12 protein-coding genes are annotated in these 14,975 nt (G+C 41.6%); 4 read left to right on the top strand and 8 right to left on the bottom strand.

What is annotated here, in order from left to right:
- The first annotated feature begins 46 nt into the window (after positions 1–46).
- A complete protein-coding gene (locus H5114_RS11720; RefSeq protein WP_182723020.1) occupies positions 47–1,984 on the top strand; it encodes a S9 family peptidase in 1,938 nt (645 codons plus the stop codon).
- Between the two features lie 49 nt (positions 1,985–2,033).
- Positions 2,034–2,372 carry an FKBP-type peptidyl-prolyl cis-trans isomerase gene (locus H5114_RS11715; RefSeq protein WP_182723019.1) on the top strand — a complete coding sequence of 113 codons (339 nt, stop codon included), beginning with the start codon at positions 2,034–2,036 and terminating at the stop codon, positions 2,370–2,372.
- A 69-nt stretch (positions 2,373–2,441) separates the two neighbouring features.
- Here H5114_RS11715 and nfuA read toward each other — a convergent pair whose 3' ends face one another.
- On the bottom strand, positions 2,442–3,020 hold the full coding sequence (gene nfuA / locus H5114_RS11710; protein WP_124018258.1) for a Fe-S biogenesis protein NfuA: 579 nt from the start codon (positions 3,018–3,020) through the stop codon (positions 2,442–2,444).
- Positions 3,021–3,270: 250 nt separating this feature from the next.
- Positions 3,271–4,077: a ComF family protein gene (locus H5114_RS11705; protein WP_182723018.1), complete on the bottom strand. Its 807-nt coding sequence runs from the start codon at positions 4,075–4,077 to the stop codon at positions 3,271–3,273.
- Between the two features lie 43 nt (positions 4,078–4,120).
- Between H5114_RS11705 and bioH the strand changes: the two genes are divergently transcribed.
- Together bioH and H5114_RS11695 are read left to right on the top strand one after the other, a co-directional pair.
- Complete coding sequence (gene bioH, locus H5114_RS11700) at positions 4,121–4,915, top strand: pimeloyl-ACP methyl ester esterase BioH (protein WP_182723017.1); 795 nt, start codon at positions 4,121–4,123, stop codon at positions 4,913–4,915.
- A gap of 71 nt (positions 4,916–4,986) precedes the next feature.
- Positions 4,987–5,490, top strand: a complete 504-nt coding sequence (locus H5114_RS11695) for a hypothetical protein (RefSeq protein ID WP_182697678.1) — start codon at positions 4,987–4,989, stop codon at positions 5,488–5,490.
- On the opposite strand, the gene H5114_RS11690 is transcribed toward H5114_RS11695, so the two are convergent.
- From H5114_RS11690 to H5114_RS11665, 6 genes are all read right to left on the bottom strand, one after another.
- Complete coding sequence (locus H5114_RS11690; RefSeq protein WP_243641000.1) at positions 5,482–7,419, bottom strand: LTA synthase family protein; 1,938 nt, start codon at positions 7,417–7,419, stop codon at positions 5,482–5,484. The two genes, H5114_RS11695 and H5114_RS11690, sit on opposite strands and share 9 nt — an antisense overlap.
- A gap of 456 nt (positions 7,420–7,875) precedes the next feature.
- Positions 7,876–9,312 (bottom strand): sensor histidine kinase KdpD, encoded by a 1,437-nt coding sequence (locus H5114_RS11685; protein ID WP_182723016.1) that lies wholly within the window; start codon positions 9,310–9,312, stop codon positions 7,876–7,878.
- The gene (locus H5114_RS11680; RefSeq protein WP_124018253.1) at positions 9,309–9,986 is read right to left on the bottom strand and encodes a response regulator transcription factor; all 678 of its coding nucleotides are present in this window, start codon (positions 9,984–9,986) and stop codon (positions 9,309–9,311) included. The genes H5114_RS11685 and H5114_RS11680 overlap by 4 nt, the downstream gene beginning before the upstream one ends.
- Positions 9,987–10,121: 135 nt before the next feature.
- Entirely contained in the window at positions 10,122–10,490 is a 369-nt protein-coding gene (locus H5114_RS11675; RefSeq protein ID WP_124018281.1) for a diacylglycerol kinase, read from the bottom strand.
- Between the two features lie 70 nt (positions 10,491–10,560).
- Positions 10,561–12,231 carry a phosphoethanolamine transferase gene (locus H5114_RS11670; RefSeq protein WP_259395284.1) on the bottom strand — a complete coding sequence of 557 codons (1,671 nt, stop codon included), beginning with the start codon at positions 12,229–12,231 and terminating at the stop codon, positions 10,561–10,563.
- A 207-nt stretch (positions 12,232–12,438) separates the two neighbouring features.
- Positions 12,439–14,811: a Tex family protein gene (locus H5114_RS11665; protein ID WP_182723015.1), complete on the bottom strand. Its 2,373-nt coding sequence runs from the start codon at positions 14,809–14,811 to the stop codon at positions 12,439–12,441.
- Positions 14,812–14,975: the final 164 nt, after the last annotated feature.

Genomic DNA, 14,975 nt, shown 5'->3' with positions numbered 1-14,975 from the left:
ATGTAACATCCTAACAACATGTTATCGCTCTTCAAACGGATCTTTAATGAAACGGATTTTATGGCTTGTTGTTAGTTTATGTCTATTTTCGCATAGCTCTTTTGCCAACCCCCTGCCTGTAGAAGCCTTCGCCAGCATCCCAGATGTCCGCTTTGTTAGCTTATCGCCGGACGGAAAAAAAATAGCATCTCTCATTCGAGTCAGTACTAATGAGCTTGAAGGTCAAGTACTCTCTATTCGCGACATTAAAACCAATAAAGATATTTTCCCATTACAGACTGACAACCAAAAATTTGTCATCTTATCGTTAACCTGGGCAAATGATGATGTCATCTTAATCGAATCTAAATATCCTTCTATTCGTCGAGGCATACCCACAACCGAAACCCGCTTAATGAAATACACACTGAGCGACAACAAAACCACAAGTGTCTTTTCTAATCACTCGCTATCGCGCTTTTACGGGTATGGGTTACCGCAATTACAAGCATCGGTTATTGACTACCTTGACAATGATCCCGGTCATATCCTAATGCAAATTAAAGGCTTAGGTTCTAAACCACAATATGAAAGCGTCATTAAAGTCAGTTTAAAAACCGGCGCTATCAAGACATTACAACCGGCACGTCTGCATATTGGAGACTGGTTAACCGATAGGCAGCACAACGTGCGTATTGGTATTTATCGCGATGACACAAGCTACCGTATTTACGAGCAAAAAGCAGCGGGTGAAGATCTGCGTATATTATGGGAGTTCGAAGCGCTAGCAGAAGATGTCATCTGGCCTATCGGTTTCGACCATGATCCTAATATCTTGTATATCAGCGCCTATCATCAAGGTCTAAAAGCCATCTTTAAAGTCAACTTAACTGACCCAACATTGACTAAAGAGCTGGTGTTTCACAATGAAAATTACGATGTTGAAGGCTGGTTAGTTTATTCTGAACTAAAGCAAAAAGTGATTGGTTTAAGCACCGACATTGAAGGTGAATATCTGTTCTGGGATCAAGACTATATCAAGTTGAATAATGGTCTAACGGCAGCATTACCCGAGTCACACAATGCCATCACCCAGTTCAGTGATGATGAACGTCGTTACATCGTTTATGCAACTGGCCCAATTGAATCTGGGGCGTATTACTTTGGCAATAGAGATCAAAATGCACTTTACCCTGTGGCTTATCGATACAGCCGATTGCCACCAGAGCTATTATCAACACCTAAAACGGTTAATTACCAGGCTCGCGATGGTTTAGCCATTGAAGCCTTTTTAACCACCCCAAAAGACGCTATCGCCAAAAACTTACCGACTATTATCTTTCCTCATGGCGGGCCAATTAGCTATGACTCAACCACCTTTGATTATTGGGCGCAGTTTTTAGCTAACCGCGGTTATGCGGTACTGCAAATGAACTTTCGTGGCTCGGCAGGTTATGGCTTCAACTTTATGAGCTCGGGTCTTAAAAACTGGGGCCTAGAGATGCAAACCGACATTGAGGATGGTGCTCACTGGCTGATAGGCCAAGGTATTAGCGATCCTAAGCGCATGTGTATTGTTGGTGCGAGTTACGGCGGTTATGCCGCATTAATGGGTGTGGCTATCACACCTGATCTGTATCAATGTGCCATTAGTGTTGCGGGCGTGACAGACCTTGAAGAATTAGTTAAATCATCGCGTGGATACGACAATAGCAAAATTGTTAAAAAACAAATTGGTGATGATTACGACGATTTATATCAGCGATCACCGATTAGCAAAGTGGCCAGTATTAAGGTACCAGTGTTATTAATCCACGGTACGAAAGATCGTGTGGTGCGCGTAGAGCAAAGTGAAAAAATGTATGATGCGCTTAAGGATTTACAGAAGCCAGTAAAGTATATCGAATTAGAAAATGGCGATCATTACTTAAGTAATAACCAACACCGTCTTACTACATTTATTGAAATAGAACGCTTTTTAGCAGCTAATCTTGGAGTACAATAAAGCCAATTTAGTGTTTAACTATTATCTAATTAGTCACAATGAGAACAGCATGACCGAACAATTGATTATTACTGACCTTGAGATCGGCAAGGGTAAAGCGGCAGTAAAAGGGGCATTAATTACCACTCGCTACAGTGGACGTTTAGCCGATGGCACTCAGTTTGATGCGTCAGATGCATTTCAATGTGTTATCGGCACAGGCAGAGTGATTAAAGGTTGGGACCAAGGTATTATCGGTATGAATGTTGGCGGTAAAAGACAATTATCAGTACCGGCACATTTAGCCTATGGTGAGCGTCAAATGGGTGATCGTATTCCAGCAAACTCTGATTTATTCTTTGATATAGAATTACTTGAAGTGCTCACTCGAGACGACGAATTGACATGAATATATCAGTGTAACAAACGAAAACGCGACCGGTGAGGTCGCGTTTTTGTAGTGTGCAATTCGTTATGCTTACGCGTAAGAATGATCACCGTGTTGGTGTTCTGTCACGTCACGCACCCCAGTCAATTCTGTAGGGAACATGTCTAGTAACTGCTTCTCGATACCATCTTTTAAAGTGATATCAACTTGAGAACAACCGTTACACCCACCACCAAACTGCAATACTGCAACACCCGCGTCGGTAATTTCTACCAACATGATGTTACCGCCATGGCTGGCAAGTTGTGGATTAATTTCTGACTGAATAACGTATTCAATACGTTCAACAAGAGGTGCATCGCCAGACACTTTACGCATTTTAGCGTTAGGTGCTTTTAAGGTTAACTGCGAACCAAGCTGATCAGTTACGAAATCAATGCTAGCATCATCTAAAAATGGCGCGCTTTTTTCATCAACCATGGCGCTAAAGCCATTAAAAGGCAGTTCAACATCATCAGCTTCAGCAGCATCGGGTGGACAATAAGACACACCACACTCTGCTTGTGCAGTACCAGGACTGATAACAAACACACGAATGTGAGTGCCTTCAGGTTGATCGGCCAATAGTTTGACGAAATGGGCCTGAGCTGTATCGGAAATGGTGATCATAAAAACCTGCTCCGTCAGGGAGTACCTGAGTAAATTAGTAAGAATTAGACCTATGATACTCTGTGTTGCATTAGCTTTGTAGTGTCCATGAGATTTGATCGTAAAAAAATGATCTAGTTCAACGTTTTTTAAGCTCACAAAAAATGCAAAACGCACTATAACAGGGCTTGCAGCAGGTATTAGCCAATTGTTTTTATTTATAAAAAATATTGTTATTACTCAAGTCGAATTAATCTAACCTACAATCGAGCTAATCTAATAATCCCGGTGCCTCAGCCCGAGCAAGGCACCATGTTTGTACATGAACAAATTGTGCACTAAATAATCGACTTATTTCATCTACGGTTGTACCGGTTGTCACCACATCATCAATTAACGCAACACGCTGATAACGAATCTCCGCTTGTAACTGGAATGCGCCATGGCAGTTCTTGCGCCGCTGTTTACCCGCTAAGCCTGTTTGCGGCGCAGTATCAACCACCCGAGTTAAGCAACTGTCGTCTAGCGGAATACCCGTTAATCGACTAAGTTGTTTCGCAATTAACCAAGCTTGGTTAAAGCCTCGCTGTCGTAAACGATTTGGATGCAAAGGCACAGGGATCAACACCTGTGGTCGCCTAATGATGCCATGTTTAATCAGTAAGGCAATTCGACAAGCTAATTGCTGAGTTATCGCGTTAAGCGGTGCACATTGTTGTTGGTATTTTATCGCGGCAATCAGAGGGCCTAGTCCTTGATGATAACTGCAAGGTGCCACCACAACATTGGGCGTATGTTTAAGGCATTTACCACAATATGCTTGCAACAGTGCGATTTCACGGCCACAACCTAAACACACTTCATGTTGGTACAAACTTGCCGCTAAACACACCTGGCATACACCAGTGAGCACTTGATTAGCAAACAATTGTTCATAATCCATTTGATCTATCCTTTGCTGGCACAGCAAGCAACGGTTGGGTAAACTGCCTAGTAAAATAACCCTAGCACGCTGAATGCGCTTGACGCATAAACGTAATATGTGGGTAATGTTGATTGAATTATTGATTGACGGCATTGGCTATTCATTCCATTAAATAGACTCAAAAGAGGTGTTAACCGTGAGTTTTCCTGCATTGCATATTGATACCCTAGGCTCACAAGGCCAAGACATAGTGCTATTACACGGTTGGGGCGTGAATAACCAAGTCTTTAGTCCGTTAAAAAGCGCCTTGCACCAGTATAGAGTGCATTATGTGGATTTGCCGGGGTTTGGCCTCAGTGGCAACATTGATGGTGACATAACGCAATGGTCACAAGCACTTGCAGCGCAACTTCCACAGCAGGCAATTTGGATTGGCTGGTCATTAGGTGGCTTAATTGCGAGTCAAATTGCCATTGATTATCCAGAGTCTGTAGCAGCATTAGTGACGATTGCCTCATCGCCCTGCTTTATGAGCCGGGAAGCAAATGAGCTTAATCCAACTTGGCCTGGTATCCAGCCAGATGTATTGGCACAATTTTCAAGCCAATTAAGCCGTGACTTAACTCGTACCGTTGAACGATTTTTGGCGATTCAAGCCATGGGAAGTGATAATCCCAAAGCGGATATCCAACAAATAAAAAGCTTAGTGTTAAGCAAACCATTGCCGACACAACAAGGATTATCCCAAGGATTGGATATGTTAGCGCAAGTAGATTTGCGTACAAGAATGGCTCAAATACAACAGCCGTGGTTACGAATTTGGGGTAAGTTAGACAGTTTGGTGCCGAGAAAGATCATCAGCGCATTACCGCAAAGTGACAGCATTGAAGACGTCGTACTACATAAAGCATCCCATGCGCCCTTTATTTCACATCCAGAGCTATTTTTAAGCCATTTATTACCCTGGATCATAAAATACAGCCAAAAATAACCTAATAACACTTTAGCCTTAGTGAAATATTGACTATAATTTAGCCAGCACATCTTATGGACAAGGTCTAGATGATTATTACCACTCATTATCCGCAGATACCGCTAGCAACTTCAAATGTTGCGACGGATCTTGCTCGTGTGGACAATCAACAAAAACCGCCGGTTATTCCACCACAAGAACCCACCAAAGGCCATGAAGAACGCCAATTAAATCCGCAAAATGAGCGTGCTAACGCGTATATTGTTGCAGAGAAAAAACAGCAAGAACAAACTAAACGTCAACAACAAAATGTCGCTCAACAGTCAGTTGAGTCTAAAATACCCGCTTCACCTATGGCTCGGCCTCAGACCATCAGAATTATTGCTAGTCAGACTCCAGCGCTGCAACGTAAAGATATTCAGTTAAAGACCCAACCAAATAACCCTAAAGCAGCAGCAGAACCCAAACAACGCCAGTTTATAGACTCTGGCTTATCAAGTGCGGCATACCAACAATTTGGTCAGCGGATTGGTCAATTCTATCAACAACAATCCGCTCCAAATATTGAATCTCAGTTAAAAATCTTAGCGTGATACTGCGGGAGTAGCCAGATCAGTGATCGTCGGCTTTGCTTGTGTATTTTCCGAGCGATACAACATTTTGTTATAGGCAAGGCTGCCCCACAACGCCCAACCTAATGCCGCTTCTGCTTGTGCATCATCTAATTTGGTTGGCGTTAGCTTTTCAGTCGCAAAATCATAAGTCACACTTTCAGGCGGTAATTCAGGTTGTAAAATAGTCATTTTATTCCCTTCTAATAAGCCAAAGTTTTTATCATATTGCATCATCGCGCGGCCAGGCCAAGAATCAGGTTCTTTGGTTAAATCACGGCCTAGCATTGGATAACTATCTGAAATACCCAGTAACGAAACTAACGTCGGCGACATATCAATTTGGCTCACAACCCGTGGATCGTGCTTCACCGCAATTCCGTCACCTAAAATAAGCCCTGGGATACGGAAACGAGAAACAGGTATTAGTGCAGCACCGCCAACACGACTGTCATGATCGGCCACAATCAAAAATATGGTGTCTTTCCAATATTCTGATTTTTTGGCTTTCTTGAAAAACTCACCCACGGCATAGTCGGCATATTTTACCGCGTTATGCATGGTGTATTGTGGTTGCTCATACAGCTCAATACGGTCATCAGGGAACTCATATGGATCATGATTACTTGAGCTAAACACTAAACTGAAGAATGGTTTGCCCTCTTTGTGCATGCGTGAAAACTCTTCATCAGCACGGAACAATAAGTCCTCATCAGACACCCCCCAAGATGCGACAAATGCAGGATCTTTATAATCACCTTGATCAACAATATCGGTAAAACCATTGCCTAAAAAGAAGCTGCGCATATTATCAAAGTGACTTTCTCCACCATAAATAAACTGTGTGGTATAGCCATGTTGTTTTAATAAATCAGCAATGGTAAAAAAGCCAGTTTGACTCTTACCCAGCTTAACCACTGCACGAGCTGGCGTAGGCGTAAAGCCAGTTGTCACCGCCTCAATACCTCTTACCGAGCGTGTGCCTGTAGCGTATAGGTTTTCAAAAAACCACCCTTGTTGAGATAACTCATCAATATTAGGTGTTAGCGGTAAACCACCTAAACTGCCGACAAAACGCGCACCAAGACTTTCTTGTAAAATGATCACTAGATTCTTTGGTTTGCCAGTATAACTAGCTTGATTGAACGACAAGGTTGGAATGGCGGATGACGTAAATGCACTCAGTGGTCTGCCACTTTCACGGCGCACAATATCAATCACTTTTTGATCAGCTAGCTTGCCATACACTTTCGATGCATCTTCTTCGTTACCCATTTGTTTAATCGCAAAAACTAATGAAAAAGATGAATTAAGTACCAGAGAATTAACTAAAGGATCGTCAGAAAAAGCCACTAATGAGGGATTAAGTGGTCTATGCCCTAACGATGAACGCGCACCTAATATAGTCACAGCAATCACAATAACAGCAAGCACCGGACGCCAGTACCATTTAGGATAGCGAATATTCTGCGTAAGCTTACCAGTAAACCACCAGCCACCCCATAAGGTCGCAATGGTGATCACTGCCGACAAAATAAGCTCGGCTTTACGCCCTGCCCATAACATCGATAATACTTCTTTTGGATACACCAGATATTCAACATACAAGCGATTAGGTCTAAAACCATATTCGGCAATAAATGACGGCGATGATGCTTCAAGGAAAATGATCACCCACAAGCCCAGCGTTAGCCACACTCGTAATATTGTTACCCAAACTCGGCCAACTAAATGCTCACCCGAAAATACAACTGTGCCTAAGGCTGCAATGCCCCATAACCAACACATAGAAGCAAAATCAACTCGTAAACCTTGAATAAAGATATAACCCCAACCTTGCGCATCACTGACGCGATCGGCCTGCCACAAAGACAAACCTAGGCGACTCAAGCTCAAGATAATAAGTGACATAACACTGAATATAATAATGGCTTGGAGTAAGCTTCGTGAATGTTGTGATGAAGAAGGCAGCGCAGAACGTGCGTTATACCTAAAGGAATTTACAGCCATTTATTGCTCCGATATTTTGTTATTTTTTGCTACATGCGCAATTTAGATGCAACAAGACGAGCCAAACGTAACATGATTGTTATTTACAACAGACTAATGTTGGTATTTTTACCCGTATTGTGCTGATGAATAAGGCCTTAATAATTTGATCTATTCAATCAAATTAAATATTTTATTCTTTTACTTATCAATATATTAATGAAAAATCATAAAGACAGGGATCATTGGATCTAAAACTATCTTAGTCTAAGACTCTGATTCATTATCAAAGTTCACTGATAAGGGAGGCTATACTAACCTTTTATTAACGATTCAGCTCAATCGTTTATCTCTTCAATGCGATCTGACTTAACATAATCATGTCTCACGGTCAGCTTTTACTGGAATACTTAGAGTAAACATAATCTTATCTGTCGACACTAACTCGAAGCTAAATGTAAACCCGTTCAATTTGGCGACATTTTCCACAATGGCTAAACCTAACCCATGGCGATCGCTATTTGAACGTGATTGTTCCGCTTGAAATAAAGGTAACGTGAGTCGTTCTAAATCATTGGCATTAATACAAGTGAGTAATTGGTTTTCAATACTAATCACTAACCCTTGGCTATCTGACGTTAATCGTATTGGAATCATTGATTTTGCTGGACTGTAGTACAGCGCATTATCAAACAGATTGGTTAAAATAAGATGTAAAGAAAACTCATCAATAAGATAACTTTTATCCGCAGCACGATTATCAATCATTAAACGAGCATGGATGGCTGAATACTTAAAGGCCAGCTCATCGATAACGCGGCTCATCAGATCATTGATATTGATAGGTTGGCAGTGCAGATTAATGCTTTCAGATGAGGCTTGTTGCAATAATAATAAATTATTAACTATCGTTTTCATCCGTAAGCTAATACTAAGTACATCTTGCTTGTAACTTCCCCCAATGCGCTCATCGTCTGGATAACGAATGTAAATTTCACTCAAACTGATCAATTCACTGATAGGTGTTTTCAGCTCATGGGCAATATCAGCAGTAATACGCTTTTCAGTTTGTAAGTATTGTTGGCTAATTTTGACAAACTTATTGAGCTCTGTGCGTATGGGTTCAATCTCAAGATAGCGCTCAGAGTCGGAAGACAGCGGAATATGTTTTTCATTAACATTGACCGTTTTTAAAGACATATTTAATTCGTTCAGCGGTGTTAAACCACGATAAATAACCTTAATGACGGCCCAGCGTATCAGCACAATAACCAGCAATAAACCAATGCCTAAGGTGGAATCAATAATCACTGAAATTTGACTTAAGTCTTCCGTTGTAATGGCTATCGTTAACCACATGGGTTCGACTTTGCTTATCATTGCGCGGTTTGCTTTGGGAATTTGCGGCTCAAAGTAGGACACCATTGCTCGACCGTCTCGCCCATCGGGCAACACGACATCAGCAAAAACCGCACTGTTAAGTGGTATGTCTTTTTTGAGTAAATTTGCATCGCTGTATTGAGTTAACGATTCAGAGCGCTCGAATACGTTCGAGCCTTGCCATAATTGAAAGAAACTCGCTTTGGTTGATGAGCCAAATTCAGGCATAAATTCGCCAGAAAAATCAAATTCAGTACCTTTGGGAGTGACTTTAACTAAGGTCTTTAGGTAATTAGACTTGTCGGTTAACGCATTATCAAATTCAGCATCAACCCAATTATCTATGCTGATATCAATAGCAAAAAAAACTAAAATTAAAATAGCCGATACCACATAGGTCATGGTGTTGGCTAAATTGGTGGTTAACGATTTCATTCGTGCTCACCCACAAAATAACCAAAACCGCGCTTATTTTTAATGGGTAGCGTTGATCCAACGGCTTTGACCTTTTTACGCACCGACGACAAATGCGCTTCAATAGTATTTTTCGACAAATGGTTAAAAGAGCCTACGACGGCTTCGCTAATTTGTTCAGGATTAAGCACTTGCTTAGGGTTGTTAAATAAATACTCAACGATTTTAAATTCGTTTTTAGTCAGGTCGATATAGTGACCGTTTACATGCAGAGACTTATTACTGGTATCGAGAACAAAGTCAGCAATGCAAATCGATTTAACTTGCTGATTAAGCACACCCCGTCGCCCAAGAGTGATTAATCTGGCTTGTAATTCGTCAAACGAAAAAGGTTTAGTCAGGTAATCATCGGCCCCCGATAATAGTCCATTGACTCGATCTTCAGCTTGAGATTTAGCTGATAAAATAATGACTTTAGCCTGATTACCCAGTTTACGGATGCTTTTGAGTAAACTGATACCATCGACGTTAGGTAACATTAAATCTAAAATAATAAAGTCGTACTGGTTAGTCAGCGCCATGCTTAATCCCTCAGAACCATCACCGGTTTCATCAACGGTATAGCCTAAATGATCTAAGCCAACTCTAATGCCGCGACGCAAGGCTTCTGAGTCTTCAATTAACAGCACTTTCATTGAGTGTCCTTTATCATAATTACGCCTTTATCCACATCGCGATTGATGTTGCAAAAAGGAACCATCACCTAAAACGATTATGAGTCTTTATTGCAACTATTTTGCATAACAAGCTAGCAACTAGGGTTAAGTCAGCTATGCCGACAAAATAACCCACCACACAATGACAGCCATTAACATACTAATAAACACAAAGGCGGAGGCAATATCTTTGGCTAAACCGGACAAGGTATGAAACTCTAAGCCAATACGATCAACCACTACCTCTATGGCGGTGTTAACCAGCTCTGCAAACAACACAAACAGTAATGCCAACACTAATATAGCCGATTGTGGTGCGCTAATATTGGCCATACAAGCAAATATCGTTAATGGGATAAACAGCAGTAACTCTTGTTGGAATGCTGCTTCATTGCGACACATCCACTTTAAGCCATTAAAGGTATTTTTACAGGTATAAAGTAAACGCATTATACCGGTACGTTTAACCACTATTTTTTCCATGTTGATGCTCTCGTCATTGCGCTGGCTAGAAGATGAATTTGAAATTGATGAGGTCATTTATCCGGCCACTTTAATTAGTTTTACACGCTGTGGTGATGTCTAACTTTGGATCATGTACCGAAGTTGCAACCCCATAAAGCCCTAGTAATGAGTGGAACAAATTGTCATGGGAAAAAGTCCCTGTTTGAGCTAAATTAACCAAACATTGACGATCCATTCCTTTCGCTTGAGTGTAGTCTTGTGGCAACCACATAAACCAAGGAATATGAGTTTGCTCCTTAGGTGCAAAGGCATAAGGTGTGCCATGTAAATACATGCCGTTTTCACCCAGAGACTCTCCATGATCAGAAAGATACACTAAGCTGACATTATATTTATCTTGGTATTGCTGCAGTACTTTAATGGTTTCGGCTAATATATAGTCGGTATACGCTAGGGTATTGTCATATACATTGACGATCTCCTCATCAGTACAGTTTTCAATATCACTGCGACTGCATGCTGGTGAAAATCGCTGCATATTTTCAGGATATCGCTTCCAATAGGTCGGGCCGTGGCTCCCCATAGTATGCAAAGCAATCATCTGATTATTTAAGCTGTTTTTGCCTGAAGAAGTTTGGTTTTCAACATCTTGCTTCAACTTAGCACTAAGCTTATTGACTAACACTTGGTCATAACAACTTGAACCATCACATAATATAGGATCATCGTTAGGCGCAATATCAATCTTGGTCAAGCGGGCTGCGACTTCTTTATCACCGCCATCACTATCAAACCAAGTGACTTCAACACCGGCATTCTTTATCACATCTAGGACATTATTTTGCGCATCAGCAGCTTCACGGTTGTAATTATCGTGAGTCAACCGTGAAAACATACAAGGTAAAGAGTAGGCAGTTGCAGTCCCGCAAGAAAACGCATTTTGCAGCGCAATAATCCCTAAATTTTGGGTGTAAGGATTGGTATCACGTTGATAACCGTTATAAGCCATATTTTGCGCGCGGGCTGTTTCACCAACAACTAAGACCATCAACGTCGGCTTGTTATTACTGTTAGCCAGCAAGTGTGCATCTTGACCAATAGGATTAAAGGTTAATTTTTCAGTAAAATAACGGTTATTTAAATACTTAACTGTATTAAAAATATGTGCCGGAATAATCATCTTATTAAGATATTTATTATTACGCCCTACCGATGCGTAATCTTTGTAGAAAAACAGCACCATAACTCCGATTATTGCCAAGCTCACTAGCGTAAATCCAACACGCTGCAAGATGGCTTTAACGAATGATGGGCCACTGGTTAATTTAGCGCGATAAAGCAAAATAGATGGCAAAATACCTAGCAGCAACACATAGCCAACGGAAGGGAGACTGACATATGACCATGCTTCGCCTGAATTGGTCTCGAAAATATTTTCAATCATGCCGTAATCAAACATGACGTTATATTTTAGCATGGCGTACATTGCCGCAGATGACGTCAGAAGCAATACAATCATCACGGGTTTAAACACAAATCTATACGCAAAGAAGCTGAATATCAGCATAAAACAGCCGGTCAGTAAAATGGCTGGCGACAGAGAAAAAAGTACATGCCCCTCTGTGGATAACTCATAGATTTTACGTATTAGCGGAATATTCAGCACAAACCCAAAATAAATAGCAATGATGAAGATCATTGCCTCATAACTGAAACTTTTCTGGGTAATACGAGATAGTGTTTGCGTTAGTAATTTCAATGTTGCCACTCACTATTAACTTAATTGGTGGCGATATTCCACTCTGAAACTTAAGATTCACTTAATATAAACTGAATTATTGCTGTTTTGTTAATTCAGTTTCAATAATATGGCCTGATAAGCAAAAAAACCCTAACATCTAAGATGAAAGGGTTTTAATAATTAACATTCTATTAATATAGAGTGTGGATTCTGGGCGTTAATAGGCTATTTTTTAAGTTTAGCAAAAGCGTCAGCAAACGCATTGCCCATAGCAGCATTTTGCTGCACTTTGACTGGCTTATTAATAGGTTTATTATGCCCCGCAGTTTGGGTATTAGTTGAAGACTTAGCCGCGGCTGATTTTTTATGGTGACTATGTTGTGGCTTAGGTTGTGACTGTCTGGTCGCTTTTTCAGTATCGATTTTTTCGTCAAGACGCATACTTAATGCAATGCGACGACGCTCAATATCAACTTCCATGACTTTGACTTTCACCACATCACCCGCTTTGACTATGGTGTGCGGATCACTAACAAATTTGTCGGTTAACGATGAAATATGCACTAAACCATCTTGATGTACGCCCACATCGACAAAAGCACCAAAATTAGTCACGTTAGTGACCACGCCTTCCAAAATCATCTCAACTTTAAGATGCTTTAACTCTTCGATACCGTCTTTAAACGTCGCGGTTTTAAACTCGCCGCGGGGATCGCGACCAGGCTTGTCTAGTTCGGCCAAAATATCATTAATGGTAGGTATACCAAATGCGTCAGTGACAAAATCGGCAGCGTTAATCTGTTTTAACAAGTCACTATTACCGATCAGTTCTGTTAACGGCAATTGCTTAGCGTTAGCAATCGACTCAACCAAACTGTAGGCTTCGGGGTGAACAGATGAAGAATCCAGAGGATTATCGCCATTACGAATACGTAAAAAACCTGCCGCTTGCTCATAAGCTTTAGGCCCTAAACGGGCCACACTTAATAGTTGCTTACGGTTAGTAAATTGGCCATTCGCATCACGAAAATCAACCACGTTTTTGGCTAAAGCTTTGGTTAATCCAGCCACTTGAGCCAATAATGGTGCCGATGCCATGTTTAAATCAACACCCACGGCATTCACACAATCTTCGACCACAGCGTCCAGCGACTGCGATAACTGACTTTGGCTAACATCATGCTGATATTGCCCTACGCCAATGGCTTTAGGTTCAATTTTTACTAGCTCGGCCAACGGATCTTGTAAGCGACGTGCAATAGAGACAGCGCCACGAATAGATACATCAAGATTAGGAAATTCATTAGCAGCAAATTCAGAAGCCGAATACACAGATGCCCCCGCTTCACTGACAATCACTTTAGTCAGCGTTGGATGCGTCTCTTTCATGGCCGCAATTAACTCGCCGGTAAGCTTGTCGGTTTCACGTGAGCCAGTACCGTTACCAATCGCGATAATGCTCACTTTGTGCATTGCGACTAAGTTACTTAGGGTGCGAATCGACTTGTCCCACAAGTTTTGTGGTGCATGGGGGAAAATAGTCGTGTGGGCCACCAGCTTACCTGTGTTGTCTACAATTGCTACTTTCACACCCGTACGAATCCCAGGATCAAGCCCCATGGTCGCTTTAGCACCTGCAGGTGCTGCCATCAATAAATCACCCAGATTACGGGCAAACACTTTAATAGCTTCTTCTTCTGCGCTCTCACGCATCTTGGCAATAAACTCAGTTTCCATTTGCAGAGCAACTTTAATCCGCCATGTCGAGGTCACTACTGTTTTCAGCCATTCATCAACACTACTGTTGCTGAGACGCAATCCAAAGTGATCGCTAATAATCACTTCACAATAACTGCCTTCAGCAGCTTGGGTGTCTGGATCGGCATTCATCGATAGGCTTAACATGCCTTCATTACGACCGCGTAACATGGCTAAAGCACGATGTGATGGGATTTTGCTCATCAACTCATTGTGCTCGAAGTAGTCGCGGAATTTAGCGCCTTCTTTTTCTTTGCCTTTTACCATGCGGCTTTCAAGAACGGCTTGCTGACTTAAATGCTGGCGAACTTTACGCAGTAATTCTGCATCTTCGGCAAAGCGTTCCATTAAAATAAACCGTGCACCATCAAGCACAGCTTTAATGTCGGCAAAACCGGCTGCAGGATTAATAAATTCACTGGCTTTGCTATCTAGATCTAATTGGCGATCAGCCAACACAGCATCGACCAGCGGCTCAATACCTGCTTCGATAGCAATTTGGCCCTTGGTGCGCCGCTTTGGCTTAAATGGTAGGTATAAATCTTCAAGACGGGTTTTACTGTCGGCGTCATTAATCGCTTGAGTTAACGCTGGAGTTAATTTCCCTTGAGCGCCAATACTCGACAAAATCACTTCACGGCGGTCGTGTAACTCACGTAAATACCCTAAGCGAGAAAACAAGTTACGCAACTGGGTGTCATCTAAACCACCGGTTGCTTCTTTACGATAACGCGCCACAAACGGCACTGTTGCACCATCATCTAATAGCGCAATGGTCGCTGTGACCTGTTGTTCACGGACATTAAGTTCTTGAGCGATAATCTGGGCAATATTATGCATAATCAATCGAATTCGACATGGTTTAAAATAAAATTATGCCAAAGATACCATAAAGACCATCAGTTCGCTGCTAGTACGAAAGGCTTTTAAGATAATCAATAAAAAGAATGCATCATCAGGCCTGAAGTGCTAAAACACACAGATAAATATTGCGGCTTCTTAGT

Source organism: Shewanella sp. SR43-8 (genome assembly GCF_014163775.1).
Classification (GTDB): Bacteria; Pseudomonadota; Gammaproteobacteria; order Enterobacterales; family Shewanellaceae; genus Shewanella; species Shewanella vesiculosa.
Note: the sequence above shows the minus strand (reverse complement) of the source record. Positions and strands in the feature narration are given on the sequence as shown.